Annotated in this window: 31 protein-coding genes, 1 tRNA gene and 2 riboswitches; of the genes, 13 read left to right on the top strand and 19 right to left on the bottom strand. The window is 71.9% G+C overall.

Translation table 11 applies throughout. The features are described from left to right. Positions 1-119 precede the first annotated feature (119 nt). Positions 120-1,313, top strand: coding sequence for an amino acid deaminase/aldolase (locus tag SMD20_RS21675; protein ID WP_329583967.1), 1,194 nt, complete (start codon positions 120-122; stop codon positions 1,311-1,313). A 13-nt stretch (positions 1,314-1,326) separates the two neighbouring features. Here SMD20_RS21675 and SMD20_RS21670 read toward each other — a convergent pair whose 3' ends face one another. After that, positions 1,327-1,656: a DUF3618 domain-containing protein gene (locus SMD20_RS21670; RefSeq protein ID WP_329583965.1), complete on the bottom strand. Its 330-nt coding sequence runs from the start codon at positions 1,654-1,656 to the stop codon at positions 1,327-1,329. A 108-nt stretch (positions 1,657-1,764) separates the two neighbouring features. Between SMD20_RS21670 and bcp the strand changes: the two genes are divergently transcribed. Together bcp and SMD20_RS21660 are read left to right on the top strand one after the other, a co-directional pair. Next, on the top strand, positions 1,765-2,238 hold the full coding sequence (gene bcp / locus SMD20_RS21665) for a thioredoxin-dependent thiol peroxidase (protein ID WP_329583963.1): 474 nt from the start codon (positions 1,765-1,767) through the stop codon (positions 2,236-2,238). 42 nt (positions 2,239-2,280) lie between these two features. Beyond that, positions 2,281-2,353, top strand: a tRNA-Leu gene (locus tag SMD20_RS21660). 22 nt (positions 2,354-2,375) lie between these two features. On the opposite strand, the gene SMD20_RS21655 is transcribed toward SMD20_RS21660, so the two are convergent. Continuing rightward, positions 2,376-3,143 carry a MerR family transcriptional regulator gene (locus SMD20_RS21655; protein WP_329583961.1) on the bottom strand — a complete coding sequence of 256 codons (768 nt, stop codon included), beginning with the start codon at positions 3,141-3,143 and terminating at the stop codon, positions 2,376-2,378. A gap of 141 nt (positions 3,144-3,284) precedes the next feature. Between SMD20_RS21655 and SMD20_RS21650 the strand changes: the two genes are divergently transcribed. After that, a complete protein-coding gene (locus SMD20_RS21650; RefSeq protein WP_329583959.1) occupies positions 3,285-3,653 on the top strand; it encodes a hypothetical protein in 369 nt (122 codons plus the stop codon). Between the two features lie 7 nt (positions 3,654-3,660). On the opposite strand, the gene SMD20_RS21645 is transcribed toward SMD20_RS21650, so the two are convergent. The 3 genes from SMD20_RS21645 to SMD20_RS21635 all read right to left on the bottom strand — a co-directional run bounded on the left by SMD20_RS21645 (position 3,661) and on the right by SMD20_RS21635 (position 6,292). Then, the gene (locus SMD20_RS21645) at positions 3,661-4,437 is read right to left on the bottom strand and encodes a hypothetical protein (RefSeq protein ID WP_329583957.1); all 777 of its coding nucleotides are present in this window, start codon (positions 4,435-4,437) and stop codon (positions 3,661-3,663) included. 134 nt (positions 4,438-4,571) lie between these two features. Then, on the bottom strand, positions 4,572-5,744 hold the full coding sequence (locus tag SMD20_RS21640) for a CU044_5270 family protein (RefSeq protein WP_329583955.1): 1,173 nt from the start codon (positions 5,742-5,744) through the stop codon (positions 4,572-4,574). After that, positions 5,741-6,292 (bottom strand): RNA polymerase sigma factor, encoded by a 552-nt coding sequence (locus tag SMD20_RS21635; RefSeq protein WP_329583953.1) that lies wholly within the window; start codon positions 6,290-6,292, stop codon positions 5,741-5,743. Before SMD20_RS21635 ends, SMD20_RS21640 begins: the two co-directional genes overlap by 4 nt. Before the next feature lie 546 nt (positions 6,293-6,838). On the opposite strand from SMD20_RS21635, the gene SMD20_RS21630 reads away from it, so the two are divergent. The 4 genes from SMD20_RS21630 (at position 6,839) to SMD20_RS21615 (ending at position 12,041) form a co-directional block, all read left to right on the top strand. Then, positions 6,839-8,008 (top strand): sensor histidine kinase, encoded by a 1,170-nt coding sequence (locus SMD20_RS21630; protein WP_329583952.1) that lies wholly within the window; start codon positions 6,839-6,841, stop codon positions 8,006-8,008. A gap of 14 nt (positions 8,009-8,022) precedes the next feature. Continuing rightward, complete coding sequence (locus SMD20_RS21625) at positions 8,023-8,673, top strand: response regulator transcription factor (RefSeq protein ID WP_329583950.1); 651 nt, start codon at positions 8,023-8,025, stop codon at positions 8,671-8,673. A 109-nt stretch (positions 8,674-8,782) separates the two neighbouring features. Continuing rightward, on the top strand, positions 8,783-9,523 hold the full coding sequence (locus tag SMD20_RS21620; protein ID WP_329583948.1) for an ABC transporter ATP-binding protein: 741 nt from the start codon (positions 8,783-8,785) through the stop codon (positions 9,521-9,523). Between the two features lies 1 nt (position 9,524). Beyond that, positions 9,525-12,041 carry an ABC transporter permease gene (locus tag SMD20_RS21615; protein ID WP_329583946.1) on the top strand — a complete coding sequence of 839 codons (2,517 nt, stop codon included), beginning with the start codon at positions 9,525-9,527 and terminating at the stop codon, positions 12,039-12,041. A gap of 189 nt (positions 12,042-12,230) precedes the next feature. Here SMD20_RS21615 and SMD20_RS21610 read toward each other — a convergent pair whose 3' ends face one another. From SMD20_RS21610 to SMD20_RS21560, 11 genes are all read right to left on the bottom strand, one after another. Continuing rightward, positions 12,231-12,500 carry a hypothetical protein gene (locus SMD20_RS21610; protein WP_329583945.1) on the bottom strand — a complete coding sequence of 90 codons (270 nt, stop codon included), beginning with the start codon at positions 12,498-12,500 and terminating at the stop codon, positions 12,231-12,233. Then, positions 12,497-13,336, bottom strand: a complete 840-nt coding sequence (locus SMD20_RS21605; protein WP_329583943.1) for a toxin glutamine deamidase domain-containing protein — start codon at positions 13,334-13,336, stop codon at positions 12,497-12,499. Before SMD20_RS21605 ends, SMD20_RS21610 begins: the two co-directional genes overlap by 4 nt. A 93-nt stretch (positions 13,337-13,429) precedes the next feature. Further along, complete coding sequence (locus SMD20_RS21600; protein ID WP_329583940.1) at positions 13,430-13,687, bottom strand: Txe/YoeB family addiction module toxin; 258 nt, start codon at positions 13,685-13,687, stop codon at positions 13,430-13,432. Then, a complete protein-coding gene (locus tag SMD20_RS21595; protein ID WP_329583938.1) occupies positions 13,684-13,944 on the bottom strand; it encodes a type II toxin-antitoxin system Phd/YefM family antitoxin in 261 nt (86 codons plus the stop codon). Before SMD20_RS21595 ends, SMD20_RS21600 begins: the two co-directional genes overlap by 4 nt. A gap of 46 nt (positions 13,945-13,990) precedes the next feature. Then, positions 13,991-15,367 carry an L-serine ammonia-lyase gene (locus tag SMD20_RS21590; protein WP_329583936.1) on the bottom strand — a complete coding sequence of 459 codons (1,377 nt, stop codon included), beginning with the start codon at positions 15,365-15,367 and terminating at the stop codon, positions 13,991-13,993. 58 nt (positions 15,368-15,425) lie between these two features. Continuing rightward, complete coding sequence (gene gcvH, locus SMD20_RS21585) at positions 15,426-15,815, bottom strand: glycine cleavage system protein GcvH (protein WP_020546607.1); 390 nt, start codon at positions 15,813-15,815, stop codon at positions 15,426-15,428. Continuing rightward, on the bottom strand, positions 15,812-16,897 hold the full coding sequence (gcvT, locus tag SMD20_RS21580; RefSeq protein WP_329583933.1) for a glycine cleavage system aminomethyltransferase GcvT: 1,086 nt from the start codon (positions 16,895-16,897) through the stop codon (positions 15,812-15,814). Before gcvT ends, gcvH begins: the two co-directional genes overlap by 4 nt. Positions 16,898-16,931: 34 nt before the next feature. Then, positions 16,932-17,026, bottom strand: a riboswitch (glycine riboswitch). Continuing rightward, positions 17,027-17,125, bottom strand: a riboswitch (glycine riboswitch). It abuts the riboswitch before it with no gap. Between the two features lie 54 nt (positions 17,126-17,179). After that, on the bottom strand, positions 17,180-17,872 hold the full coding sequence (locus SMD20_RS21575; protein ID WP_329583931.1) for a gamma-glutamyl-gamma-aminobutyrate hydrolase family protein: 693 nt from the start codon (positions 17,870-17,872) through the stop codon (positions 17,180-17,182). An 11-nt stretch (positions 17,873-17,883) separates the two neighbouring features. Further along, positions 17,884-18,648, bottom strand: coding sequence for a 3-oxoacyl-ACP reductase (locus tag SMD20_RS21570; protein WP_329583929.1), 765 nt, complete (start codon positions 18,646-18,648; stop codon positions 17,884-17,886). 4 nt (positions 18,649-18,652) lie between these two features. Next, on the bottom strand, positions 18,653-19,993 hold the full coding sequence (locus SMD20_RS21565; protein WP_329583928.1) for an aldehyde dehydrogenase family protein: 1,341 nt from the start codon (positions 19,991-19,993) through the stop codon (positions 18,653-18,655). Between the two features lie 2 nt (positions 19,994-19,995). Then, complete coding sequence (locus SMD20_RS21560) at positions 19,996-21,354, bottom strand: glutamine synthetase family protein (RefSeq protein WP_329583926.1); 1,359 nt, start codon at positions 21,352-21,354, stop codon at positions 19,996-19,998. Positions 21,355-21,424: 70 nt separating this feature from the next. On the opposite strand from SMD20_RS21560, the gene SMD20_RS21555 reads away from it, so the two are divergent. Genes SMD20_RS21555 through SMD20_RS21545 form a run of 3 tightly spaced genes read left to right on the top strand, consistent with a single transcriptional unit; the run spans position 21,425 to position 23,328 of the window. Next, on the top strand, positions 21,425-22,183 hold the full coding sequence (locus tag SMD20_RS21555) for a FadR/GntR family transcriptional regulator (protein ID WP_329583925.1): 759 nt from the start codon (positions 21,425-21,427) through the stop codon (positions 22,181-22,183). A gap of 51 nt (positions 22,184-22,234) precedes the next feature. Next, positions 22,235-22,990 carry a hypothetical protein gene (locus SMD20_RS21550; protein ID WP_329583923.1) on the top strand — a complete coding sequence of 252 codons (756 nt, stop codon included), beginning with the start codon at positions 22,235-22,237 and terminating at the stop codon, positions 22,988-22,990. Beyond that, a complete protein-coding gene (locus SMD20_RS21545; protein ID WP_329583922.1) occupies positions 22,987-23,328 on the top strand; it encodes a hypothetical protein in 342 nt (113 codons plus the stop codon). The genes SMD20_RS21550 and SMD20_RS21545 overlap by 4 nt, the downstream gene beginning before the upstream one ends. On the opposite strand, the gene SMD20_RS21540 is transcribed toward SMD20_RS21545, so the two are convergent. The 3 genes from SMD20_RS21540 to SMD20_RS21530 are packed head-to-tail and all read right to left on the bottom strand — an operon-like array spanning position 23,295 to position 25,611. Then, the gene (locus SMD20_RS21540) at positions 23,295-24,086 is read right to left on the bottom strand and encodes an SGNH/GDSL hydrolase family protein (protein ID WP_329583920.1); all 792 of its coding nucleotides are present in this window, start codon (positions 24,084-24,086) and stop codon (positions 23,295-23,297) included. The two genes, SMD20_RS21545 and SMD20_RS21540, sit on opposite strands and share 34 nt — an antisense overlap. Further along, the gene (locus tag SMD20_RS21535; RefSeq protein ID WP_329583918.1) at positions 24,086-24,661 is read right to left on the bottom strand and encodes a PadR family transcriptional regulator; all 576 of its coding nucleotides are present in this window, start codon (positions 24,659-24,661) and stop codon (positions 24,086-24,088) included. Before SMD20_RS21535 ends, SMD20_RS21540 begins: the two co-directional genes overlap by 1 nt. A gap of 59 nt (positions 24,662-24,720) precedes the next feature. Then, the gene (locus tag SMD20_RS21530) at positions 24,721-25,611 is read right to left on the bottom strand and encodes a hypothetical protein (RefSeq protein ID WP_329583917.1); all 891 of its coding nucleotides are present in this window, start codon (positions 25,609-25,611) and stop codon (positions 24,721-24,723) included. Positions 25,612-25,750: 139 nt separating this feature from the next. Between SMD20_RS21530 and SMD20_RS21525 the strand changes: the two genes are divergently transcribed. Both SMD20_RS21525 and SMD20_RS21520 read left to right on the top strand, forming a co-directional pair. Further along, on the top strand, positions 25,751-26,263 hold the full coding sequence (locus SMD20_RS21525; protein ID WP_329583915.1) for a SigE family RNA polymerase sigma factor: 513 nt from the start codon (positions 25,751-25,753) through the stop codon (positions 26,261-26,263). Beyond that, positions 26,250-26,996 carry a hypothetical protein gene (locus SMD20_RS21520; RefSeq protein WP_329583914.1) on the top strand — a complete coding sequence of 249 codons (747 nt, stop codon included), beginning with the start codon at positions 26,250-26,252 and terminating at the stop codon, positions 26,994-26,996. The genes SMD20_RS21525 and SMD20_RS21520 overlap by 14 nt, the downstream gene beginning before the upstream one ends. Positions 26,997-26,999 lie beyond the last annotated feature (3 nt).

Here is a 26,999-nt window from a genome sequence, read left to right as displayed (position 1 = left end):
ACGGGGGCCGGGCGGGGGCGTCCTGTCCTCGCCGCCGGTTTGCCTGATCCTTACGGGAAGCCGACCGAACACGAACAGCACTCATATTCATTTGTTCCGTATGTCGTTACGCTGCTCATATGGACGACCGCCGGCGCTACGACCATGCCACCGCTGAGCTGGAGCCTCCCTTCGCCATCCTCGACCTGGCGGCCATGCGCGCCAACGCGGCCGACCTCGTCCGGCGGGCGGGAGGCAAGCCGATCCGGGTGGCCAGCAAGTCGATCCGCAGCCGCCCCGTGCTCGAACGCGTCCTCGCCATGGACGGCTTCCGCGGCGTCATGGCGTTCACGCTCCCCGAGGCGCTGTGGCTGGCCGGGCACGGCTTCACCGACATCCTGGTCGCCTACCCGACGGCCGACCGGCACGCGCTCGCCGCCCTCGCGGCCGACGCCGAGGCCGCCCGCCAGATCACGGTGACCGTCGACTCCGCCGCCCACCTGGACTTCATCGAGCACGCCGTGCAGGGCGCGGGGCCGAGGGCCGAGCTCCGGCTCTGCCTCGACGTCGACGCCGGGTACGTCGCGCTCGGCGGCAGGTTCCGTGCGGGTGCGCTGCGCTCGCCGATCCGCCAGCCCGAGGACGCCGCCGACCTGGCCGCCGAGATCGCCAAACGGCCGGGGCTGCGGCTGGTGGGGCTGCTGGCGTACGAGGCTCAGATCGCGGGCGTGGGCGACGCGCCGCGCGGGCAGGCCGCCTACGCGCGAGCCATCCGGCTCATGCAGGCGCGCTCGGCCCGCGAGCTGATCGTCCGGCGCGGGCGCGTGGTCAACGCCGTACGGCAGTTCGCCGAGCTGGAGTTCGTCAACGGCGGCGGCACCGGCAGCGTCGAGCTGACGGTGCGGGAGAAGGCGGTCACCGAGGTGGGTGCCGGGTCCGGGCTGTTCCATCCCCGGTTGTTCGACTTCTACCGCCGCTTCACCGGCCGCCCGGCCGCGCTCTTCGCGCTGCCGGTGGTGCGCCGGCCCCGGCCCGACGTGGTGACGGTGCTCGGCGGCGGCTATCCGGCCTCGGGGTCGGCGGGGCCGAGCCGGCTGCCGCAGCCGTACCTGCCCGCCGGCCTGCGCTACGCGCCCGACGAGGGAGCGGGCGAGGTGCAGACGCCGCTGCTCGGGCAGGCGGCGCAGGACCTGCGGATGGGTGACCGGGTGTGGTTCAGGCACGCGAAGGCGGGGGAGCTGTGCGAGCGGTTCGACGCGCTGCACCTGGTGGAGGGGGACAAGGTCGTGGAGACGGTGCCGACGTACCGGGGTGAGGGCCGCACCTTCCTCTGACGGCCGGTGCTCGTCAGCGGCGACGGCGGCGGCGCAGGAGCGCGATGGCGGCGCCCACGACCAGCACCGCGCCCACCCCGATGAGCACCGGCGCCAGGCTGGGGCGTTCGTCCTCCCACACCTGGGCGGGGTCGTCGCTGTACTCGACCGGCCGCGGCGTGACCCCGAGCGCGTCGCCCACGGACGCCACGAAGTGCCCGGCCCGGGTCTTGACGTCGGCCACCGTGCGCTCGGCGACCCGCTTGGGGTTCACCCGGTCGGCGATGGCGTCGACCGTCTGCGCCAGCTCCGCGCGTGCCCGTGCGATGCGTCGCTCCAGCTCGTCGGGATCGGTGTCAGCCATGGCTCTCCTCTCGACCGTGCCCGGTCGTGATCAGTCTGTCAGGTCCGCGTGCGGTACGGGACGCCGGCCGGGCCGGTAGGTTGGCGGGAAGAACTCGAGGAGGGCCACATGACCGAAACCAAGCTCGCGCCCGGCGACGCCGCGCCCGAGTTCACGCTACCCACCGCCGCCGGCGGCGCCGTCTCGCTGGAGGACTACCGCGGCAAGCGGGTGATCCTCTATTTCTACCCTGCCGCGATGACGCCCGGTTGCACCAAGCAGGCCTGTGATTTCCGTGACAGTCTGGGGCAGCTCACCTCCGAAGGGTTCGTGGTGCTCGGGGTGTCCAAGGACAAGCCGGCGAAACTGGCCCAGTTCGCCGAGCGCGACGGGCTGACCTTCCCGCTGCTTTCCGACCCCGACCTGGGCGTTCATAAGGCGTACGCGGCGTACGGGCTCAAGAAGCTCTACGGCAAGGAGGTGGAGGGCGTGATCCGCTCGACGTTCGTCATCGACGGCGACGGCAAGGTGGAGCACGCCCTCTACAACGTCAAGGCGACCGGGCACGTGGCCTCGCTGAAGAAGAAGCTCGGCCTGGCCTGACCCGTGTAAGATTGGCCGAACTGCCGGGCGGGCAGTTCACCAGGGGTCGTAGCCCAATGGCAGAGGCGCAGTCTTTAGGTGGCTGTTAGTGTGGGTTCGAATCCCACCGGCCCTACGATCTAGCGGATTCCCGGTGTTCAGCTCAGCCGGGCGTGCGCGTACGCGGCCATGGCGTCCCGCATGTACGCGGCCAGCCCGTCGGCGATCCGCTCGTAGTTCTCCCTGAACCGCTCGTCATCGACCTGCATCCGGCCCAGGTGGGCGTACTGCTCGGCGGTCGGCGCCCAGAACCGGCTCAGCTGCCGGTAGTGGACGTCGAGCTCGGCGAGCACCGCGGGGTCGTCCGCCGGGGTCCCGGCGGCCATGAGCTCGGCCATCCGGATCATCCCCGCCGTCGCCTCCTGCTGCATCCGGCCGAGCTCTTCGGGAGCCAGGGTGTCCAGGAGCTCCTGCTGCCCGGACTGCTCCCAGTGTCCGGGCCACTGCTCGCGGGCCTGCTCGCTGTAGCGGGCGCTGTCGAATCCCTCGAACAGGTTCTCCGGCTTGCTGATTCTGGACATGCCGTCCTTCCCTTCGCTGTTCTCAAGCTCGGTGATGGTTCTGGCCACCATGCGCGCCACCGCGTCCAGGCGGTCGCGCTCCTGCAGCACGCGCTGGTGATGTTCGCGCAGGGCGGCCAGGGGGTCGGTGTGCCGGTCGACGATCTCTTTGATCTCGGCGAGACCGAGGCCCATCTCCCGCAGCACCAGGATCTGTTGCAGCCGCAGGAGCTGGTCCTCCTCGTAGTGGCGGTAGCCGTTGCCGCCGACCCGGGCAGGCTCCAGCAGCCCGATCTCGTGATAGTGGCGCAGCGTCCTCGACGTCACTCCCGACATCCGCGCCACTTCGGCGATCGACCACGCCATTGCCTGCTCACCGTCCCGTACCGTTCACCAGGCCGGATCTTCCGGCTCCCTCGTGACGCTAGATATTGACGTAACGGCAGAGTCAAGCCGGCAGAAGTCTGGGTGGACGTCCCATCTCATCGTCCTCACAAGGAGACAGGAATGCGCAAGTCGTACAAGATGGCCTTGCCTGTCGTGCTCGCCGCAGGCTTGCTCGCCGCCCCGGGGGTGCTCGCGTCCTCCTCCGCCTCGGCGACGACGGCGACGGCGAGCCTGACCCTGACCGGGGGCGGCTGCGAACCGCTCGCGCGGCGGTTCCTCTGCGAGGTCTCCTTCAGCGGCGGCGTCGCGCCGGTCGCCGTGCGCTGGTACGTCAACGGCTCCAACGTGGCCTCGCTCGACGGCAAGACCTTCGTGACGATCGGCTGTCAGCCCACCTTCAGGTACGACATCCGCGCCGTGATCAGCGACGCCACGGGGGCGTCCGTCGAGTTCAGCACGTCGCCCACGTGCCGCTCCGGCAACCCGTGACAGCGGTCTAGCAGCCCACCCGCCGGCTGCTGAGCGCGATGTCGTCCATCCACACGTCGTAGCCGGCGGGGGTCGGGTTCGCCTGGTAGAGCTGCCAGCCCAGCTTGACCGTGTCGAACCGCGGGAAGACGAAGTCCACCGGATTGCCGCCGTGCTCGCGGGTGGACACGGTGAGCTCCGGCTTGGCCACCCCGTCGAACCACAGCGAGATCCGGTTGTCGGCGGCGTCCATGTGCCACTCCACGCAGGTCCACGTCCCGGCGACGGAGGGGGCGGTGGTCCGCCAGTTCGTCCAGTCCCCGGTGGGGCCGCCGTCCGCGCCGACGCCCCAGTACGCGGCTCCCCCGTGGGGCGGAGGGGCGTACTGGCCGCCGAGCGGACGGACGACCTCGGGCCCGTCGCCGGTCGCCTCGACGAGCGTGTAGTGCGCCCAGTCGGGCGCGGTCGGGAACGCGGCGGCCCGCAGCCGTACGCGGCCGTAGAAGCTGTTGCCCGGCGCGGCGAAGTCGTCCACCTTCAGGAACGCGCGGCCGTTGCCCTCGGTGTGCACGCGCAGCACCTTCTGCCCGCGCCGTCCATCGCGCTCGACGGTGAGCGTGCCGTGCCTGGTGTCGATTCCCCAGCGGAGACTGCTCGCGCCGCCCACCGGCATGGCCTGGAAGTCCTCGCAGAACAGCAGGTTCGCCTTGGCGCACGTACGCGGGTCCGTCCCGGCCGAGGCGGGGTGGGCCGTCAGCGGCACCATCAGGACGGACGCGACGACACCGGCCAGCCATGCACGCACGTGGACTCCCTTTGCCGGGGATGTGGGTGAGCGGGAGTACGGTACGCCATTCGCCGCGGAGGGGAACACGGGCGGCGACAGCCGCCGGTCAACGGCGCTGGTGGGGGAGCCGTGGCTGGGGAAACTTTCATCGTTCACCCGGGCGGCGTGGGCAGTTGCGGGCGTTCGTCGGTCCAGCCGATCTCCTGGAACGAGGAGGAGACACGAAGCTCTGCCTGCCGCCCGTCAGCGAGCTCGGTGGTGTTCACCCTCACTTCGGAGAGAAGCAGGCCGGTGCTGGGATCGACCACGAGCCGAACCTCGGAGAACAGGCCCGGCTCGATCTCCTCCTGGTAGCTGAGCAACTGCCCGCGCCGGCCCAGCGGATCCGTCGTCTCCCCGGCAGCCCGTATGGCGGGCAGGGACGCGAGGATCCGGTACGCGGACGCACGGGTCTCGGGCGAGGCCGGCAGGGTACTGATGATGTCCACACAGTCCCGGAGAAGGATGTGCTTCCTCGCCTCCTCCACGTCCATCCCGGATCCGGTCAGATCCAGCCGGCCGATGCGCTCTTCCAGGTAGCTCCGGAGCGTCTCGGGCTCGCCCGGGACCGCGCGCAGCTCCTTCCAGGTCAACGATTCCCCGGCCAGGTCCCCGACCGTCTTCCAGCGCAGCCGTTCGGCGGTTCGCTCACCCGCCGCCGCCTTCAGCGGCCCGAACGGGACGGCGAACAGGTTCTCCGTCTTCATGTCCTTGGGGTACCGCCAGCTGGTGGGCGACCCCGCGGCCCGCCACGCCACCTCGTCCTGCGGGGTCGCGGGCCTGACGCCGAGATCCTGGCCGATGCGCCAGCTCCGCAGACCCGTTCGCCCGGCCAGCCATACCTCTCCAGATCGCGCCTCCTCAAGCACGTAGCTGCGCGTGGGATCGGTCAACATCCACCGGGTGACCCCCTTGTAACGCCAGTAGTCGCCGCTCGCGGGGGCCTGCTCCGCGGCGACGGCGGCCGCGAGCAGGATCTGCCGGGCGGTCGGTTCGGCCGTCGCGGACGCCGACGTGCCGGGCTGAGGCGCGACGGAGATCGTGTTGCCGGACAGCATCGCGGGGGTGATGACCGCCACCGCGGTGGCCGCCGCGGCCAGGCCGAGCAGAGCGCGGCCTGGCCGCAGCAGAGCGCGGCCAGGAAAGCGCGGGAGCCGCCGTCGTGCCGGGTGCTCCATCGAGACGATCTCCGCCAGCAGCGCGTCCGCCCCCGTGGTGGACGCCCGGCCGGCCAGATCCTCGTCCCGCACTCGTGCCCGGTCCTTGAAAATCTGGTCGTTGTTCACCTTGACCTCTTCTCGATGAGCGGCCGTACCGCCAAGCCGGCGGCCGATGGACGGGTCCTCTCCAGGGCCTTGGCGAAGCGCTTGCGCGCCCGGTGCAGGCGGATACGGGCGGCGTTACGGGAGCAGCCCAGCACGGTGGCGATCTCGCCGGGGTCGAGCCCCTCCCAGAGAGCCAGGGCCAGCAGCTCACGATCGCTGTCGGCGAGCAGGTCCATGGCATCGTCCACGCCGTGCGGCTCACCGGTGGGAAAGGGGACGGCGTAAAGCTTGTCGATCTCGTCGGTGAGTTCGGTGTGCCGGGTGAGCCTGCGTCGCTCGCTCCGGCGGTGGTTGGCCAGGACCCGGCGGGCCACGCCGTACAGCCAGAGCCTGCCGGCGTCACCGTCGGGGAGCTCGGTCATCCGACGCCAGGCGATCACATAGGTCTCGGCCACGACGTCGGCGGCGTCCTCGGGCGAGGAACACCGCCGCACGGCGTAGCCGAGAATCTGCTCATAGGTCCTTCGGTACACCGCCTCGAACCGGGACCGGTCGTCTTGTTCACTCACGCGCCATCCTCGTCACGTTGCGGGCTTTCACTCCGTACGTGTCCGCGGGCGACGGCGGAATTTCAGGTCAGGGGCGAACGACTGAACCCAGACGATGCGGTCGGCCTCGGCGATCAGCAGGCGCGCGGCCACCAGGAGCGGCAGCGGGTCCGGGAAAGCCGCGAGGGGTGGACGGCTGTCACGGGGCTCCAGGTCCCAGGTGTCCCGGAGGACGATCGTCCCGTACTCGGGCCGCCATGACCGTGACCGTGGGCGGAGGGGTCGGGCGGAAGCCAGCCGGACTTCAGACCGGGGCGCTCAACGGGGATCGGCGTGAGGGTCAGGGTCGCGCGGCGCTTCCTCATCGCCGCGCGACCCGGCATCGCGATCATGATCCGCCATCACGATCTCCCTTTACTCGCCCCGATGAAGGGGCGCTCCCAGAGATCAGAGTGCCGCAAAGGGCGTAAGCCCTGTGTAAGACCTCTCGATGTGCGACCTGGGTCGTAGGCGGACTTCCACCTCCAGGCGGACCAACCCCGGTTCCGGCCTGCATATCGTGAGGATGTGTTCGGCAGGGTACGGTCGTGGTCCCGCGGCCACGAGAAGCTGGCGAGCGCCCTGCGGGTCGCTCCCCTCGCGGCGCTGTGCGGCCTGTTCGCCGTGCCGTACGCGTCCTACACCCCGCCCGGCGGTGGCTTCGCGCTCGGTGTGGCCGGCTATCTGGCGCTGTCGGCGGCGCTGCTGGCGCCGCTGCTGTGGCTGGCGCGGCCGGTCCCGTCGTACGCGCTGATCGCGCTGATCAGCTTCGGGCAGTGGCTCGCGGGCCTGGACCCGCTGCCCGCCAACCTCGCCGTGCTGGTCGCGCTCTGGGTGGTCGCCTACCGGTGCTCGTTCCGCTGGGGGCTGGCCGCGATGCTGGTGGCCGAGCTGGGGATCCTCCTGGCGCTGGTCAACTGGGAGTCGCCCTCGTTCGGGACGTTCTTCGGCGGGTCGGTGTTCGTGGTCACGATCTGGCTGTTCGGCCTGTACGCCGGCACCCGCCACCGCTACCTGGAGGGCCTGGAGGAGCGCGCGGAACGGGCCGAGCGCGAGCGGGACCAGCAGGCGCGGATGGCGGCCTCGGCCGAGCGCGCCCGCATCGCGAGGGAGCTGCACGACGTCGTCGCCCACAACGTCAGCGTCATGGTGGTCCAGGCCGACGGCGCGGGCTACGCGCTCGACCGCGATCCCGAGCAGGCCCGCCAGGCCGTACGGGCCATCTCCAAGACCGGCAGGGCCGCGCTGGCCGAGATGCGCCGGCTGGTCGGCGTGCTGCGCGACGACGAGCACCCCGACACCGACTACACCCCGCAGCCGGGCCTGGACCAGCTGGAGGAGCTGGTGCGCGGCTCGGCGGTGCCCGCCAGGCTGGTGGTGGCCGGCGCGCCCGGCGAGCTGCCCGAGGGCCAGCAGCTCGCCGTCTACCGCATCGTCCAGGAGGCGCTGACGAACGCGCTCAAGCACGGCGGCCCCGGCGCCCGCGCCCTGGTCGAGCTCGACTTCGACGGCCCCGAGCTGGTCGTGCGCGTCACCGACGACGGCAGGGGCGCGACGGCGCCGCGCGGCGACGGCGGCCACGGCCTCATCGGCATGCGCGAGCGCGTCGGCCTGTACGGCGGCGCGGTGACGGCCGGTCCCCGCCCGGGAGGCGGCTACGAGGTGCTGGCCCGGCTCCCCATGGCCAGGGCGGCGTGAGGGAGGCGGCCCCGGTGATACGGGTGATGCTGGTCGACGACCAGGAGCTGCTGCGGGCGGGCTTCCGCATGGTGCTGGGCGCGCAGCCGGACATCGAGGTGGTCGCGGAGGCCGCCGACGGCGCCGCCGCACTGGAGCTGCTCGCCACGACCGAGGTGGACGTCGTCCTCATGGACGTGCGGATGCCCCACATGGACGGCGTCGAGGCCACCCGCCGCATCGACGGGCCGAAGGTGCTCATCCTGACCACGTTCGACCTGGACGAGTACGCCTTCGCCGCCATCAAGGCGGGCGCGGCCGGCTTCCTGCTCAAGGACGTGCCGCCGGACGACCTGCTGAGCGCCATCCGGCACGTGCACGCCGGCGACTCCGTGGTCGCGCCCACCACGCTGCGGCGCATGCTGGACCGCTTCGCCGCCCAGCTCCCGTCGCCGGATCCGGTCGCGGCGGCCGAGCTGACCCCGCGCGAGCGCGAGGTGCTGCTCTCGGTGGCGCGCGGCCTGTCCAACGCTGAGATCGCGGCCCGGCTGGAGGTCGCGGAGGCGACGGTCAAGACACACCTCGGCCGGGTGCTGGCCAAGCTCGGGCTGCGGGACCGCGCCCAGGTGGTGGTGTACGCCTACGAGGCCGGGCTGATCGTGCCCGCCCATCGGCCGAAAGTCTGACCGGGGGTCGTCCGGAGTCGCAGCCGAAGTCCCTCCTCAGGGCCCAGAGCAGGCGACATTTCCGCTCCTAGCGTTGGTCGCGTTGAAAAAGCGCGACAAGGAGTGACGAGTGACCCGCACCCAGGCCCCGCCCGCCGTGGTGGCCACGAACCTGACCAAGACCTACGGTCACGGCGACGCCGCCGTGCACGCGCTGCGCGGCGTCTCCGTGGCCTTCCACACCGGGGCCTTCACCGCGATCATGGGGCCGTCCGGCTCCGGCAAGTCCACGCTCATGCACTGCCTGGCCGGGCTCGACACCGCCACCTCCGGCACCGTACGCGTCGGCGAGGCCGAGCTGACCGGGCTGAGCGACCGGCGGCTCACGCTGCTGCGCCGCGAGCGCATCGGCTTCGTCTTCCAGGCGTTCAACCTGCTGCCCACGCTGACCGCCGAGCAGAACATCCGCCTGCCGCTCGACATCGCCGCCCGCCAGCCCGACCAGGCGCTGTATGACCGGGTGATCGACACCGTCGGGCTGCGGGACCGGCTCGGGCACCGCCCGTCCGAGCTGTCCGGCGGCCAGCAGCAGAGAGTGGCCGTGGCCCGCGCGCTGATCAGCAAGCCGCAGGTCATCTTCGCCGACGAGCCGACCGGCAACCTGGACTCGCGCAGCGGCGCCGAGGTGCTGTCCTTCCTGCGTACCTCCGTGCGCGAGCTGGGCCAGACCATCGTCATGGTGACGCACGACCCGGTCGCGGCCTCGTACGCCGACCGCGTGGTGTTCCTGCGCGACGGCGAGTTGGTCACCGAGGTGACCGCGCCCACGCCGCAGACCGTGCTGGACACGCTCGTGAAGCTGGAGGCGTGAGGTGCTGAGGACGGCGCTGGCCGGACTGCGCGCGTACCGGCTGCGGTTGCTGCTGACGTCCCTGGCGATCGTGCTGGGGGTGGGGTTCATCGCGGGCACGTTCGTCCTGAACGACACCGTCCAGGCGGGTTTCGCCCAGCGGGTCACCGCCGACGCCGGCAAGGTGGACGTGGCGGTGCTGGCCGAGGACGGCGTGCTCGCCGAGGACGTGCTGCGCCGGGTGCGCGCGGTCGCGGGCGTCACCGACGCGCAGGGCCTGGTGCGCGGGTCCGCGCCGCTGCTCGGCAAGGACGGCAAGGCCGTCGGCGACCTGCCCACCACAGCGATCTCCGTCGTACGCGGCCCGCTGCAGCGCACCACGATCGTCGCGGGCACCGGACCCGGCACGGACGACCGCGCCGCCGTGCTCGACGAGAACACCGCCCGCGTCAACGGCTTCCGGCTCGGCGACGACCTCGTGGTGCTCGACCCCGGCGGGGAGCGGCACACCTTCAAGCTCGTCGGGCTCCTCGACCCCGGCGTGGACCAGGAGCTCGCCTTCACCGGCGCGATCGGCCTCACCACCTCCGCCGCCCTGCGGATGACCGGCGAGAAGGGCTACCACGAGATCGACGTGGCGGGCGGCGCTCCCGGCCTGAAGCAGGCCGTGGCCGCCGCCGCCGGGGCGGGGGCGACGGTGAAGACCGGCGACGAGCTGGCCGCCGACCTCGCCGCCGCGGCCGGGCTGGAGATGCGGACGCTGACCGTGGGCCTGCTGCTGTTCGGGGTCGTGGCGATGATGGTGGCCGCGCTCGTCATCTACAACACCTTCACCATCCTCGTCGCGCAGCGCGGCCGCGAGCTGGCGTTGCTGCGCTGCATCGGGGCCACGCGGGGGCAGGTGTTCGGCTCGGTCCTGCTGGAGTCGGGAGTGGTCGGCCTGATCGCCTCGGCGCTCGGCCTCGCGGCCGGGTACGGGCTCGCGGCGCTCGCGCTCGCCCTGCTGGCCGCGTTCGACGCCCCGCTGCCCACGGGCGCCTCCGTCGCGCTCACCCCCGTCACGATCGCCGTCGGGGCGGCCGTGGGCCTCGTCGTCACCGTGGGCGCGGCGCTGCTGCCCGCCCGGTCGGCCACACGGGTGCCGCCGGTGGCGGCGTTGCGTACGCAGGCCGACGAGCAGGCGTTCCGCATGGGCGCGGCGCGCTGGGGCGCCGCCGCGCTGTTCCTGCTGGCCGGTGCCGGCGCGACCGGGTTCGGCGTGTGGCGGATGCCGCCGGGGGGCGTGGCCACGCTGGTCGTGGTCATGGTCGGCGGCATGCTGACCTTCCTGGCCGTACTGATCCTCGGGCCGGCGCTGGTCCGGCCGCTGAGCACGGTCGTGGGCCGGCTCCCTGCCCGGCTGGCCGGGGTGCCGGGGCGGCTGGCGCTGGACAACGCGGCACGCAACCCGCGCAGGGCCGCGACCACGACCGTCGCCCTGACGATCGGGGTGACGCTGATGACGGTGATCTCGGTGCTCAGCGCCTCGACCCGGGCGACCGTGACGGACAAGCTGGACGAGCAGTTCCCGGTGGACTACCTGCTGTCCGCGCAGGGCGGCGAGGCCGCGGTGCCGCGTTCGGTGGCCGAGGAGCTGCGCCGGGCGCCGGAGCTGGGCTCGGTGCTGCAGGTCCGCGAGACGCCGGCCAAGGTCACGGGGCGGACGGGCGGGGCGCGGACGTACGATCTGGGCGCCTTCAACGGGCCGGTCACCCCCGAGGTGGTCGCGGGGTCGATGGCCGCAGGGCTGTCGGAGGGGCAGGTGGCGCTGCTCGACCGGGTCGCGAACGAGCTGGGCGTGCGGGTCGGCGACACCGTGCAGGTCAGCGTGCAGGTCAGCGTGCGGGCCAAGGGGCGGAGCCTCCCGTTGCGGGTCGTCGCCGTGCTCGGCGGGGGCGGCGCGGCGCTGCCGCCGCTCACCGTCGCCGAGAGCGCGTTCGACCGCTATGCCGGGGCGCTGCCCGACGCCCGGGTGATGGTCACCATCAGGGACGGCGTGTCCGCCGACCGGGCGAGGGCCGTGGTCAGGGAGGCCGTGGCCGCCTATCCGACCGTACGGCTCAGCAGTTCGACCGGGGTGCGCGGCGAGTTCGACGAGACGCTCGACATGCTTCTCATGATCGTCGGAGGGCTGCTCGGGCTGGCGATCCTGATCTCGCTGCTGGGCATCGCGAACACGCTGTCGTTGTCGGTGCACGAGCGCTCGCGGGAGTCGGCGCTGCTGCGGGCGCTCGGGCTGACCCGGCCGCAGCTACGGCGGATGCTCTCGGTCGAGGCGCTGGTGCTCGGGCTGGTCGGAGCGCTGGTCGGAGTGGTGCTCGGCGGGGTGTACGGCTGGGTGGCGGTGCTGGCGATGCTGGACGGGGCGATCCTGTCGGTGCCTGTGGGGCAGGTCGTGCTGTTCGTGGCGCTGTCGGGGGTGGCGGGGGTGGTGGCCTCGCTGCTGCCGGCGCGGCGGGCGGCGCGGGCGTCGATCGCCGGGGCGCTCGCTGCCGGGTGATCGTCAAGTCGGGTAAAGGGTCTTGAAAGGGCATAAACCCGTCATGTGCGGATAGAGGGCGCATGCGCGCGGGGGCCGGGCGTCTCATGGGGGCGGCGCCCGGCACTCGTGCGGCTGAGAGGGGGCGGCGCGGCCCCCGGCGGGGGCCGCGCCGGCGACTCGGTGGCCGCGCCGCCGCCGTGGCGCGGCTCAGCGGGGGATGGGGCCGGGCCAGAGCTCGGCGACCGTCTCCGGGTCGAGGAGCGGCCGGGGGGCCACCTCGCCGGTGGTCTCGTCGATGACGACGCACGCCCCGCCGACCGTCTCCGGCAGCCGGGCGGGGTCGTCGGGTTCGAGGTCTCGAATCCAGGCGACGTAGCCGTCGTGGAAGCCGTAGACGCCGACGGAGACGGCCTGCTCCGCCGGCAGCGCCCCGTTGACGTACTCCTCGGCCAGCGCCCGGGCCTGATCCAGGTTCACCGCGGCCTCCCGTGCCGGTCGAGGATCACGCAGAACACCCCGGTCACCGTCAGGTAAGGGGGCTCCACGGACATGTGCCCCCGCTGGGCGTCGATCCAGATGACCTCGCCCTCGGCGTTGACCGCGTTGTAGGCGTGGCTGCCGCCGCCGGGCCAGCGCACCACGATCACCGCGCTCGCCCCGTGCCCGGCCTCCGTCAGCCGCCACGCGATCATCGGGTAGGCGTGCCGCCCCTGCCCGGTGTACTCCAGTCGCTGCCCGACCCACCGTTCGATCCTGGCCGTGCTGCCGTGCTCGCCGATGAGCACGGGCCGGCCGATGCGGTCGTGCTCGGGCACCCGCGGCGCGGCCGTGGCCGGCTCGCCGTGCCAGGTGGACAGCACGGCGAGCGCGCAGTCGGCGGCGTTGGCGGCGCGGAACGGGTCGTCGGCGGGGCCGCAGCCGTTGATCAGCCTGATCCAGGTGCCGCGCGGGTCGGGGAAACGCGCCCCAGGAGGCAGGGCCTCCATGAGGTCGCGCTCCGCCCGCGGGTCGGGGCGCGCCAGCCCGCCGGGCACGTCGTACGGCCGGCACTCGGCGAGCGGCGGCGGCCGGTGCGGCCGGTCGAACCAGTCGTCCCCGTCGGCCTCCGGCGGCGTCGTCCGCGGCTCCCCGCCGATGCCGGGCGCGTCCTGCTCGCCGGCCCCGAACAGGCCCTGCTCGCCGGGGGCCGGCGCATGCTCGTCCGCCTCGGCGGCCCGCTCGTAGTCGAGCCACCGCACCCCGTCGGCGACGACGGGGTTGTACCGCCCTTCGGGAAGGACCCATCGGACACTCGGCTTGCGCTCGCGGAACACGGCCTGCCTCCTGTCATCCCTTCGACCACCGATCGTAGATGGGTCGTCACGGAACGGAGGCGGAAAGTGCAAAGTTTCGCTGCGCCAGGTCTCCTACTCGTAGTGGTAGCGAGCCTGCAGGATGACGACCTCGTCGTCCATGGGCAGGTAGACCAGTCGGTGCTCTTCGGTGATGCGCCGCGACCACGCGCCCGCAAGGGCGTACTTCAGCGGCTCGGGCTTGCCGATGCCCTCGAAGGGGTCACGCAAGGCGTCCTCGATGAGTCGGTTGATCCGTTTGAGAATCTGCCGATCAGCCGTCTGCCAGTGGACGTAGTCCTCCCAGCCCTTCCCGGTGAAGGCGATCTTCACCGGGAGGCCTCGTCGTCCAGCAGCTCGTGCCTCTCGTGGCGGCCCGCGAGCGCCTCGTGGTACGACTCGATCAGCCGGCGAGCGTTGGCCGGAGAGCGGAGCAGATAGGCCGTCTCCCGGAGTGCTTCGTATTCTTCGGCGGCGACCAGGTAGGCGTTTCCGCTCTTGGAGACGATCTCCACGGCGGTGCGGTCGTTGTTGACCTCTTCGATGAGCGGGAACAGGCGTCGGCGGGCCTCGCTGGCGGTGATGGACATGACCCTCCCTTTGAGTGGTACAGCTTTACGGTACCACTCAAAGTGGTCAGCACTCGATGACGTTGACGGCGAGGCCGCCGCGTGAGGTCTCCTTGTACTTGTCGAGCATGTCGCGGCCGGTGTCGCGCATGGTCTTGATGGCCTTGTCCAGGGCCACGTAGTGGCGGCCGTCGCCGCGCAGGGCGATGCGGGCCGCGGTGATGGCCTTGTTGGAGGCGACGGCGTTGCGCTCGATGCACGGGATCTGCACCAGGCCGCCGATCGGGTCGCAGGTGAGGCCCAGGTTGTGCTCGATGCCGATCTCGGCGGCGTTCTCCACCTGCTCAGGCGTGCCGCCCATGACCTCGGTCAGCCCGGCGGAGGCCATCGAGCAGGCCGAGCCCACCTCGCCCTGGCAGCCGACCTCGGCCCCGGAGATGGAGGCGTTCTCCTTGAACAGCACGCCGATGGCGGCGGCCGTCAGCAGGAAGCGGATCACGCCCTCGTCGTCGGCCTGCGGGACGAAGCGGGTGTAGTAGGTGAGCACGGCAGGGATGATGCCGGCCGCGCCGTTGGTGGGGGCGGTGACGATGCGGCCGCCGGCGGCGTTCTCCTCGTTGACCGCCAGCGCGAACAGCGTCACCCAGTCCATCGCCTGGAGCGGGTCCTTCTCGGGCGGCTCGGCCTGGAGGCGGCGGTGGAGCTGGTTGGCGCGGCGCTTGACCTTGAGCCCGCCCGGCAGCACGCCCTCGCGGGAGATGCCGCGGCGCACGCACTCCTGCATGACCCGCCACAGGTTGAGCACGCCCGCGCGGATCTCCTCCTCGGTGCGGCCGAACGCCTTCTCGTTCTCCATCATCAGCGCGGAGATCGACAGGCCGGTGTTGGAGCAGTGCTTGAGCAGCTCCTCGCCCGTGGTGAACGGGTAGGGGAGCACGGTGTCGTCGGGCTTGATGCGGTCGGCGCCGGTGGCGTTCTCGTCCACGACGAAGCCGCCGCCGACCGAGAAGTAGACCTTCTCCCGCACGGTGCCGCCGCCCGCGTCGTAGGCGGTGAAGCGCATGCCGTTGGGGTGCTCGGGGAGGGAGATCTTGCGTTCGAAGACAAGGTCCTCGCCGACGACGAACGGGATCTCGTGGCGGCCGTAGAGGTGGACGGTGCCGGAGGCGCGCATGGCGGCCAGACGTTCGTCGACGGTGTCGACGTCCACCAGCTCCGGCTTCTCGCCGGACAGGCCCAGCAGGACGGCCTTGTCGCTGCCGTGGCCCTTGCCGGTCAGGCCGAGCGAGCCGTACAGGATGGCCTCGACGCGCGCCACCCGCTCCAGCAGGCCGTCCTCGTGCAGGCCCCGGGCGAACTTGTGCGCGGCCGCCATCGGGCCGCCCGTGTGGGAGCTGGAGGGCCCGATGCCGATCTTGAAGAGGTCGAAGACGCTGATCGCCATTGATGTGCGCCCTTCATGGGACGGAAGCCGGGGCCCGGTCGGGGCCCCGGCGGGGAAATCAGGACTCGCCGGAGGTGAGGGCGGTGTACTCCTCGGGAGAAAGCAGGTCCTCGGGCTCGCCCTCGATGCGCACCCGGAACATCCATCCTTCCCCGTAGGGGTCGCTGTTCACCAGGGACGGGTCGTCGGCCACGTTCTGGTTGACCTCGACCACCTCGCCGCCCACGGGGGCGTAGATCTCGCTGACGGACTTGGTGGACTCCACCTCGCCGACCGAGTCGCCGGCCTCGACGTTCGCGCCGACCTCGGGGAGCTGCACGAAGACGACGTCACCCAGGGCCTCGGCGGCGAACTCGGTGATGCCCACGGTGATGGTCAGGCCGTCGTCCAGCCCGGCCACCCACTCGTGTTCCTTGGTGTAGCTCAGCTCGTCAGGGATGTTGCTCACTTCTTCCTCCTGTAAAAGGGCAGCTCTACGAGGTCCACGGGTTCTTGGCTGCCCCGGATGTCCACTGCCAGGCCTTCGCTCGCGCCGGTGTCGACGTAGGCCATCGCGATGGGCTTGCCCAGGGTCTGGGAAGGCGCGCCGCTGGTGACCTCGCCGACGACGGCGCCGTCCTGCGTCACCGGGTAGCCGTGCCGCGGCACCCGGCGGCCCCGCGCGACCAGGCCGACGAGGCGGCGTCCTGGCTGGTCGTCCTTGACCGCCTCCAGCGCCGCTCGTCCGACGAAATCGCCGGGCTTGTCGAATTTCACCACTCTGCCCAGTCCCGCGTCGAACGGGGTCAGCTCGACGCCGAGCTCGTTGCCGTACAGCGGCATGCCGGCCTCCAGCCGGAGCGTGTCGCGGGCGGACAGGCCCGCGGGCGCGAGCCCGTACGGCTGCCCGGCGGCGGTGAGCGTGTTCCAGAGCGGGACGGCGTCCTGGTTGGCGACGAAGAGCTCGAAGCCGTCCTCGCCGGTGTAGCCGGTGCGGGCGATCAGTGCCTCGCGGCCGTCGACCAGGCCGGGCAGGCCGGCGTAGTACTTGAGCCCGGCGAGGTCGGCGTCGGTCAGCGTGGCCAGGATCTCCTGCGCGCGGGGGCCCTGGACGGCGATGAGCGCGTAGCGGTCGGAGCGGTCCTCGACGGCCGCGTCGTACGCCTTGGCCCGCTCCTGGAGCTCCTGGGCGACCTTCGGGTAGTTCGAGGCGTTGGCGACCACCATGAACTCCTCGTCACCGAGCCGGTAGACGATGAGGTCGTCGAGCACCCCGCCCCGCTCGTCGACGATCATGGTGTACCTGGCCCGGCCGGTGGCGAGCGCGGACAGGTGGCCGACCAGCGCGTAGTCCAGCGCCTCGGCGGCCTGCGGGCCGGTCACGAAGATCTCGCCCATGTGGGAGAGGTCGAACAGCCCGGCCGCCTCGCGCACGGCCTTGTGCTCGGCGGACTCGCTGCCGTACCGGAGGGGCATGAGCCAGCCGGCGAAGTCGGTGAGGGTGGCGCCCAGGCTCTCGTGGACGTCGCGTAGCGGTGTCGGTCGGGACATGTGTCGCACCTCAGGACAGGAGTGGATGCCAGCATCCTCCCCCTCTGTCATCGATGCCTGAGAGCTTCGCCCGATTTTTGCCGGACTTTCACCTTCGGCGAGGCCATGAGCCTGCTTTCCAGAGGCCACCTCGTCCGTGCGGTCCTTTGCCTTGAGAGGTTCGCGGGGAGGGCTTGCTCCTTCAGGGACCCTGACCGGCTCGTCAGAGTGCTCTCCCGCACGGTGTCGACGGTGATGTCCGCCAGCCTAGTGCCGGTACGGGGCATTTGTCGCCTACGGGCCTCAGCAGGCCGCGACCAGCGCCTCGAACAGCGCGCCGTCCTCGGCCTCCTCCGGATGCCACTGCACGGCCATCGCGAACGCCGCCGACTCCAGCTCCACCGCCTCCACCGTGCCGTCCCCGGCGGTCGCGGTCACGGTCAGGCCGGGGGCGAGCCGGTCCACGGCCTGGTGGTGGTAGTGCGGGACCGTCACCGGCTCCGTGCCGAGCACCTTGGCCAGGCGGCTGCCGGGCGCCGGCGTCACCGGCAGGTGGCCGAACACGCCCGGCCCCGGCGCGTGCCCCGTGTGCCCCGCCACGTCCGGCAGGTGCTGGTGGAGGGTGCCGCCGAGGGCCACGTTGAGCACCTGGAGGCCCCGGCAGACCCCCAGGTACGGCAGCCCGGCGTCCAGCGCCCGCGCCAGCAGCGCGAACTCCGCCTCGTCGCGGAAACCGCGTACGTAGCCGGTGCGCTCGTGCGCCTGCGCGCCGTACCTGGCCGGGTCGATGTCGCCGCCGCCGGCCAGGACGAGCCCGTCGAGACCGCGCAGCGCCCCGGCGGGCTCGCCGGCCGGCGGCAGCACGACGGGCTGGCCGCCGGCCCGCACGACCTGCTCGACGTACAGGTACGGCAGCAGCGCCACGGTCACGTCCGTCCAGACCGTGAACGTGGCGGGCTCCACGTAGGAGGTGATCCCGATCAACGGGCGACGCACGACGGACCCCCCTAGAGCGGCGTCACGTAGGCGCCGCTGATGCCGCCGTCCACCAGGAACTGGCTGGCCGTGATGAAGGAGGAGTCGTCGCTGGCCAGGAAGGCCACCGCCGCCGCGATCTCCGACGCCTCGGCGAAACGCCCGAGCGGCACGTGCACCAGCCGCCGCTGCGCCCGCTCCGGGTCCTTGGCGAACAGCTCCTGGAGCAGCGGCGTGTTCACCGGCCCCGGGCAGAGCGCGTTCACCCTGATCCCCTCGCGGGCGAACTGCACGCCGAGCTCCCGCGACATCGCCAGCACCCCGCCTTTGGAGGCGGTGTAGGAGATCTGCGAGGTCGCCGAGCCCATCACGGCCACGAACGACGCGGTGTTGATGATCGAGCCCTTGCCCTGCCGCCGCATGTACGGGATCGCGTGCTTGCAGCACAGGTAGACGCTGGTGAGGTTGACCTCCTGGACCCGGCGCCAGGCGTCGAGCCCGGTCTCCAGGATGGAGTCGTCGTCGGGCGGCGAGATGCCGGCGTTGTTGAAGGCGACGTCCACGCTGCCGTAGGTCTCGTGCGCCGTGGCGAACATCCGCTCGACGTCGTCCTCGCGGGTCACGTCCGCCTCGACGAACAGGCCGCCGACCTCGTCCGCGGCCTTGGCGCCCGCCGCCGCGTCGATGTCCACGCAGACGACCCGCGCCCCCTCCTCGGCGAACCTGCGGGCCGTGGCGAGCCCGATGCCGCTGCCCGCGCCGGTGATGACGGCGACCCGATCCTGCAACCGCTGCACTTGCTCACTCCCAGGAGATGAAGACGTTCTTGGTCTCGGTGAACGCCGCGAGGGCGTCCGGGCCGAGCTCCCGGCCGAGGCCGGACTGCTTGAAACCGCCGAACGGGGTCCAGTAGCGGACCGACGCGTTCGAGTTGACCGACAGCGCGCCCGACTCGACCGCCCGCGCCACGCGCAGCGCCCGCCCGACGTCACGCGTCCAGATCGAGCCGCTCAGCCCGTACGGCGTGTCGTTGGCGACGCGGATCGCGTCGGCCTCGTCGGTGAAGCGGGCCACCGACACGACGGGACCGAAGATCTCCTCGGTGAACGCGGGATCGGTCACCTCCGGAGTCAGCACGGTGGCGGGGAACCAGTAGCCCTTGCCCGCCGGGCACTCGCCCTGGAGCCAGGGGTCGGAGACGAACCCGCGGACCCGTTCCAGGTGTTCAGCGCTGATCAGCGGGCCCATCTCGGTGGCCTCGTCGAGCGGGTCGCCGACCCGGACGGCGCGTACGGCGGGGGCGAGCAGCGCCATGAACTCGTCGTACACCTCGGCCTGCACCAGCAGCCTGGAGCGGGCGCAGCAGTCCTGGCCGGCGTTGTCGAACACCGCGTACGGCGCCGCCGCGGCCGCCTTCGCGAGATCGGCGTCGGCGAAGACGATGTTCGCCGACTTGCCGCCCAGCTCCAGCGTCACCCGCTTCACCTGGGCCGCCGCCTTGGCCGCGATCTCCTTGCCGACCTCGGTCGAGCCGGTGAACACGATCTTGGCGACGTGCGGGTGCTCCACCAGCCGGGCCCCCGCGACCTCCCCTGCCCCAGGCAGCACCTGGAGCACCCCCTCGGGGAGGCCCGCCTCCAGGGCCAGCTCGGCCAGCCGCAGCGCGGTCAGCGGGGTCTGCTCCGCGGGCTTGACGACGACGGTGTTGCCCGCGGCCAGCGCGGGGGCCACGCCCCACGACAGGATGAGCATGGGGAAGTTCCACGGCACGATCACGCCCACCACGCCCAGGGGCTCCTGGAAGGTGACGTCCACGCCGCCGGGCACCGGGATTTGCTTGCCGTGGTTGCGCTCGGGTGCGGCGGCGTAGAAGTGCAGCACGTCGCGGACCGCGCCGGCCTCCCAGCGGGCGTTGCCGATGGTGTGCCCGGCGTTGTCCACCTCCAGCCTGGCCAGCTCCTCGGCGTGCTCGCCCACCAGGTCGGCGAAGCGCCGCAGCAGCCGCGCCCGGTCGCCGGGGGCCACCGCGCGCCAGGACGGGTACGCCTTCCTGGCACGCTCCACGGCCCGGTCGACCTCGGCCGCGTCGGCGAACTCGACGTCGGCGACGACGTCCTCCGTCGCCGGATTGACGATCTTCATGCTCACATCCGTTCGAAACCGCGGAACAACTCCCAGTCGGTCACCGCCGCGTCGTACGCGGCCAGCTCCACCCGCGCGTTGTTCGCGTAGTGCCCGACCACGTCCTCGCCGAACGCCTCACGCGCCCGCTTCGACCCCTCGAACAGGGCCAGCGCGTCGCGCAGCGTCGCCGGCACAGTGTCGGCGCCGGAGTCGTAGGCGTTGCCCGCGTACGGGTCCTCCAGCGCCAGCTCGCCGTCGATGCCGTGCAGCCCGGCCGCGACCAGCGCGGCGACCGCCAGGTACGGATTGACGTCGCCGCCCGGCACCCGGTTCTCGATGCGCAGCGAGAGCCCGTGGCCGACCAGGCGCAGCGCGCACGTCCGGTTGTCCAGGCCCCACTTGACGGCCGTCGGGGCGAAGCTGCCGGGGACGAAGCGCTTGTAGGAGTTGACGTTGGGGGCGAGCAGGAGGGTGAGCTCGCGCAGGCAGGCGAGTTGGCCGGCGATGAAGCGGGCGCCGAGCCGCGACAGGCCGTGCGGCCCGTCGCCGGCCATCACCGGCTCGCCGCTCGTGGAGCGGAGCGAGATGTGGATGTGGCAGGAGTTGCCCTCGCGCTGGTTCGGCTTGGCCATGAAGGTGATCGACCGGCCCTCCTGGGCGGCGATCTCCTTGGCGCCGTTCTTGTAGATCGCGTGGTTGTCGCAGGTCCTGAGCGCCTCGTCGTAGCGGAAGGCGATTTCGTGCTGGCCCAGGTTGCACTCGCCCTTGGCGGACTCGACGTACATGCCGGCGCCCTCCATGTCGCGCCTGATGCGGCGCAGCAGGGGCTCGACGCGGGCGGTGCCGAGGAGGGAGTAGTCGACGTTGTAGAGGTTGGCGGGGGTGAGGTCGCGGTAGGCGCGCTTCCAGGCGTCCTCGTAGGAGTGGTCGTAGACGACGAACTCCAGCTCGGTCCCGACGTAGGCGACCAGGTCCCGCTCGGCCAGGCGGGCGAGCTGACGGCGCAGGATCTGGCGGGGCGAGGCGGTCACGTCGCCGCCGTCCTCCCAGGCCAGGTCCGCCATCAGCATCGCGGTCCCCTCCTGCCAGGGCACCCGGCGCAGGGTCGCGAGGTCCGGCTTCATGACGAAGTCGCCGTAGCCCCGGTCCCAGGACGACATCGCGTAGCCGGAGACCGTGTTCATGTCGACGTCCACGGCGAGCAGGTAGTTGCAGCCCTCGGAGCCGTGGTGCAGCACCTCGTCCAGGAAGTAGCGCGCCGAGAGCCGCTTGCCCTGCAACCTGCCCTGCATGTCGGCGATGGCGAGGAGCACCGTGTCGATCCGGCCCGCGCTCACCTCGTCGCGCAGCTCGTCCACGCTCAGGAAGCCTTCGTGCACGTTCAGGTCGCTCCGATCTGGCCCGAGGCGCTTTCCCGTTGATTGGGCTAGTCTCAGACCATTGATGTGCATGGTGGATCGTCTGTCAAGACCCGAGGACATGTTGGACGAGTCGGCGCGACTGATGACGGTGCTGCGCCCGGTCCGGGCCGGCAACGCCTTCGAGGAGACCGTGGAGCGGCTGCTCCAGGCCATCAAGCTGGGCGTGGTGCCGCCGGGCGGCAAGCTGCCCCCCGAGCGTGAGCTCGCCGTGCGGCTCGGCATCAGCCGGGTCACGCTGCGTGAGGCGATCCGCGCCCTGTCCGACGCCGGCTACCTCGACGTGCGCAGGGGCCGCTACGGCGGCGCGTTCGTCACCTACGAGCCGCCCGCCCCCGACGCCCGCGAGCTGCGCCAGGCCGTCGCCGAGATGGGTCACGACGACCTCGCCGACGCCCTGACCTTCCGCCTGGCCGTCGAGTGCGGCGCCGCCCAGGTGCTGGCCGGCATGGAGCTCGCCGGCGAGCGGCGCGCCCTGCTCCTGCGCCGGCTCGCCGAGCTCAACGAGGCGTCGCTGGAGGACTACCGCCGCCTCGACACCGCCTTCCACCTGTCCATCGCCGAGCTGACCGGCTCCACGCTGCTCGCCACGGCCTGCGCCGACGCCCGCTCCCGGGTCAGCGACCTGCTCAACGCGATCCCGATGCTCCAGGTCAACCTGGACCACGCCGCCGTCCAGCACCGGGCCATCGTGGACGCCATCCTCGCCGGCGACCCCGACGCGGCCCGCCGCGCCATGACCGAGCACCTGGAGGGCACGGCCGCGTTGCTGCGCGCGTTCCTCGCATGACGGAGATAGGTCACCGTAGGGGCGATCGCCTCGTACCATCGTTTTAACGTCATGGGGGATTGGTTTCAGCACACCATCATCGCCACGGGACGGCTGTCGCTGTTCTGTTTCTTCGTCATGCTCATCGTGGCGTTCATCGCGACCCGCATCAACGTCCGGCTGATCAGGGCGAAGGTCGGCTGGTTCCGTGACGTCAACGTGGGCGAGATGCACATCCACCACGTCGTCTTCGGCGTCGTGCTGATGCTCGTCGGCGGCGTCACGCAGATCGTCCTCGCGCCCGCCTCGCAGATCGGGCACGCGGTGGCGGCGGGCGTCTTCGGGGTCGGCTCGGCGCTGGTCCTGGACGAGTTCGCGCTGATCCTGCACCTGCACGACGTGTACTGGGAGGAGGAGGGGCGGACGTCGGTGGACGCGGTCTTCATCGCGGTCGCCGTCACCGGCCTGCTGCTCATCGGGCTCCGGCCGCTCACCTGGGACTACGGCCCGCTCGTCAACCCGGCGGTGCTCATCGTGGGCAACCTGGTGCTGGCCGTGATCACCCTGCTCAAGGGGAAGATCTGGACCGGGATGGCCGGGCTGTTCGTGCCGCCCATGCTGCTGGTGGGCGCGATCCGGCTGGCCCGGCCGGGATCGCCGTGGGCGCGCTGGGTCTTCGCCCGGCGCTCGCCGCGCAAGATGGCGCGGGCCCTGCGCAGGGAGGAGAAGTGGCGGCGACCGGCGATCCGGGCCAAGATCGCCTTCCAGGAGTTCCTGTCCGGGAGGCACGACCTGCCGTCCACGCGGCGCGCACGGCGGCGCACGTGAGCGCGGACGAGATCGGGCTCGGGGTGCGGGCGCTGCACGAGCGCGGCCACGCGGGCGACCTCGCCGAGATCGCCGCCGTGCGCCACCTCTACTCCTTCCGCGAGCTCGAAAGCCTCGCCAGGCGGCACCACGAGTCCTTCTCGGTGCACGAGCTGGCCGACCGGCTGGAGTTCGCCGAGCTCATCGCCGACGAGGAGTTCGAGGCGTACGGGCTGGACGAGGAGGGCGTGCGGGCGGTCCGGCGCTTCGCCCGTGAGTGGCTGGAGGACATCAAGCTGCGCCGGGCCGACGACGGCGACGTGGACTACGACGCCGAGGACGTCCCCGGCGTCGACTGATCCACCGGGGTGAGCAGGGGCCGCTTGGCGGTGCGGCCGTCGCCCGAGGAACGGCCGCGCAGGCGGCGGCCGATCCACGGCCCCGCGAACGCGCCCAGCCAGCGGGCCTGCTCCGCCGCCGTCCGCCAGGCCGGCGCCGCCGGCAGGAACGGGAACGGGTCCTTCCACGTGCCGTCGCTGCCCGGCAGCTCCAGGGCGTGGGCGACGGAGGCGGCGATGCGGGCGTGCCCCTCCGGGCTGGCGTGCAGCCGGTCGGGGCTCCACATCCGGGCGTCTTCGACGAACCGCATGCCGAACGTGTCCACCAGTGTCACCCCGTGCCGGGCGGCGGCGTCCCTGATCCGCGCGTTCAGCGCGAGGACGCGCGGCAGGAGCGGGCGGGCCAGCGGCATGATCGCGCCGATGTCGGGGAAGGTCACGCTGACCACCCGGGCCCCGGAGCTGGTCAGGGCCGCGAACATCTCCTCCAGCGCCTCCGCCACCAGCGCGGCGTCGAAGCCCGGCCGGATGAGGTCGTTCATGCCGGCCATGACCGTGGCCAGGTCGGGCCGCAGCGCGAGGGCGGCCGGCAGCTGCTCGTCGCGGATCTGGCCGGCCAGCCTGCCCCGGACGGCGAGGTTGGCGTAGCGCAGCTCCGGGTTCGCGCCGGCCAGGACCTCGGCCAGGCGGTCGGCCCAGCCGCGGTGGCCGCGCAGGTCGTCGCCGTCGCCGAGCCCCTCGGTCTGGCTGTCGCCGAGGGCGACGTAACGGGCGTACATCACTGCTGCTCCTTCCTGGCGCGGGCGGCGCGCTCCTCCAGCGCGCGGGCGGTGTCGAGACACCAGTCGCGGATCTCCCGCTCCAGCCTGCAGCCCGCCAGGCACGAAAGGTAGGGCCCGACGCGCTCGCCCTCGCGCAGGAACGTCTCCTCGTCCAGGTCGCCGCGGAAGTGCAGCAGCGTGCGCTCGAACAGGGCCAGCTTGGCGGCGGCCGCCGCGGCCCGCTCGCGGAGCTGGGCGATGACGGGGGCGGGGTCGAGGGCGTCCACGGCGTGCACCCGTACCACCAGGTCGTCGCGGAGCAGCAGCGGCTTGGGCGGGGCGGCGGCGAAGGCGGCCAGCTCGTCGAGGCCGGCGCCGGTGACGCTGAACACCCGCTTGTTGGGGCGGCCCCGCTGGACGACCTCGCGGCCCGCCACCAAGCCGTCGGCCTCCAGCCTGGCCAGCTCGGCGTAGAGCTGCTGGGGGGAGGCGTACCAGAAGTCGGCGACGCCGACGTCGAAGATCTTGGTGAGCTGGTAGCCGCTGTGCTCGCCGCTGAGGAGGGCGGCGAGGACGGCATGGCGGAGGGCCATCGTCACTCATGCCCATGAGTAGTCATGGACATGACTATAGGCAGGACGGGCGCGCGACGCTAGGGCAGGGCGGGGACGGCGGGCGGGGTGTTGGTCCAGCCGACCTCGACCAGGGTCTCGCTGGCGTCCTTGCCCGGGACCTGCTTGCCGTCGTTCAGAGCCTTCTGGTCCCGCGACAGCAGCACCATCCTGCCGGTGTCCACGATCAGCCTGGTCCTGGCCGAGGACTTGCCCCCCTTGAACGTCCTGTCGACCAGGACCGCGGCGCCGGATCTGCCCAGCGTGTCCTTCGCGACGCCGTCCGCGCGGACGCCCGGCATCGTCAGCAGCGCCTGGTAGGCGGCGGTGCGGACCTCCTTCGTGACGGGAAGGGCGTGCAGGAGCTCCGGCAGGGTCCCCACGACCCAGCCGTCGAGCGAGGCGCTCGGCACGCGGCCGACCTGACCCGCCCTCCTGAGCCAGTCCTTCAGGATTCCCGGGTCCGCGGGCAGGCGCTGGACCTCGTCGTACGTCAGGTTCTGCCCCGCGAGGAAGAACTGGTTCTGATCGCGTACGGGGCCGATGCTGCCCTTGGCGGGCGTGGCGGACAGCTTCACGGTCTTGCCGTCGATCGACTCGCTCCACTTGGACGGGGAGCCGTCACGCTGCCACGCCTTCCGGTCCGCCGCGCTCTTCGGCAGCGTCCCGAGCTCCCGGAACCCGAACCACGCCCTGCCGTCGGGAGCCTGCCAGCTCTCCGAGACCCGCCGCTGGACCAGCGCGTAGGGGTCAGACCTGGAGCCGAACCGCCAAGGATGGGTGAGCGTCATCAGCGACCTCGTATGCCAGTAGGCGCCCTCGGGCGGAGCCGCTGCGGCCGCCCCCGGCGCGCCCATGAGGGCGGTGGCGCCCATGGCCAGGCCGACGCCCAGGGAGATCAGCGGCCGGATCGGCGCGGTCGCGAGCTTCATAGGGATCCTCCGTGGATTCGACGTGATGATTTCCAATACGCCTGGGACCGCCGGAACGTTGCCCGCGAGACTTTTCGCTGCCGGGCAACGCCCGGGACGGCCGGGGCGTATTAGGAGGCGTGAAATCGGACAGACAGCCATGAGCGGCGCGGAGCGCGACTTCAGCGCCTTCGTGGCCGCGCGTGCCACGAGTCTGCTGCGGGTCGCCTATCTCGCCTGCGGCGACGAGACAGAGGCCGAGGACCTGCTGCAGACGGCGCTGGAGCGCACGTACAGGAGCTGGGACCGGGTGCGGTACGACAACCCCGAGCCCTACGTGCGCCGCGTCATCGTCAACGCCGCCATCAGCCGCGCCCGCCGCCGGGCGATCCTCAGCATCATCCCGACGCACAGGCCGCCGGAGAGACCGGCCCGCGTCACCGACGTCGACCTGCGCCACGTGCTCATGGAGGCGCTGCGCGCACTGCCGCCCCGGCAGCGCGCGGTGGTCGTCCTGCGGTACTGGGAGGACCTCAGCGAGACGCAGACCGCCGACGTGCTCGGGTGCTCGGTCGGCACCGTCAAGAGCCAGGCGTCGAAGGCCATGGCCAAGCTCCGTTCGGCGCTCGGCCGCGAAGCAGCGGAAGGAGTGATCAGGAATGCCCGCGCTTGAGGAGGAGCTCCGCCAGATCATGGCGGACGAGACCGCGAGGCTGCACGCCGCGCCCGACCTGGCGGAGCGGGTCATGCGCGCCGCCGGCGGCAGGCGGACGAGGGTCAGGGGCGTGGTGCTGGCCGCGACGGCCGCCGTCATCGCCGCCGCGCCCATCGGGTACGTGACCCTCGGTCCGGCGGCCACGAGCGGCGAGCCACCGGCGGTGGTGGAGCCCACGACCGCCGCGACGCTGGAGCCGCCCGCCATCGACGACACCCCGGAGGTCGCCTCCCAGCCGCCGGATCTCGGCGACCTGGGGGACGGGAAGGCGTTCGGGCACGTCAAGGTGGGATATCTGCCCGATGGGCTGAGATGGTCGAACTGGTCGGTGGACTACGGCGACCATTACACGACCAGCTACAACTTCGACGGCGACAAGAACAACTTCTACTGCGTCCAGATCTTCATGTACGAGGACGCCGCCGTCCAGGGGCCCGACGAGCGGATCCAGCGCTACCGCGACGAGGGCGACGGCGAGGAGGTGACCATAGGCGACCGCACCGGCTACCTGGTCATCCAGCACGTGGGCGAGGACGGCATGAAGGGCACCCCCACGCTCTTCCTCAGGATGGGCGACAGGCAGCTCGCCGAGATCATGTTCAGTCCCGTGTACGCCAAGGAGTTCTCCGGCGCCGACGCCGTCACCACCGAGCTGAAGAAGATCGCGGAGGGGCTCACCTCGACCCTCTGACCC

It is taken from the genome of Nonomuraea sp. LP-02, from assembly GCF_036289125.1.
In the GTDB taxonomy this organism is placed as follows: domain Bacteria; phylum Actinomycetota; class Actinomycetes; order Streptosporangiales; family Streptosporangiaceae; genus Nonomuraea; species Nonomuraea bangladeshensis.
This window is presented reverse-complemented; position numbering and strand designations above follow the sequence as displayed.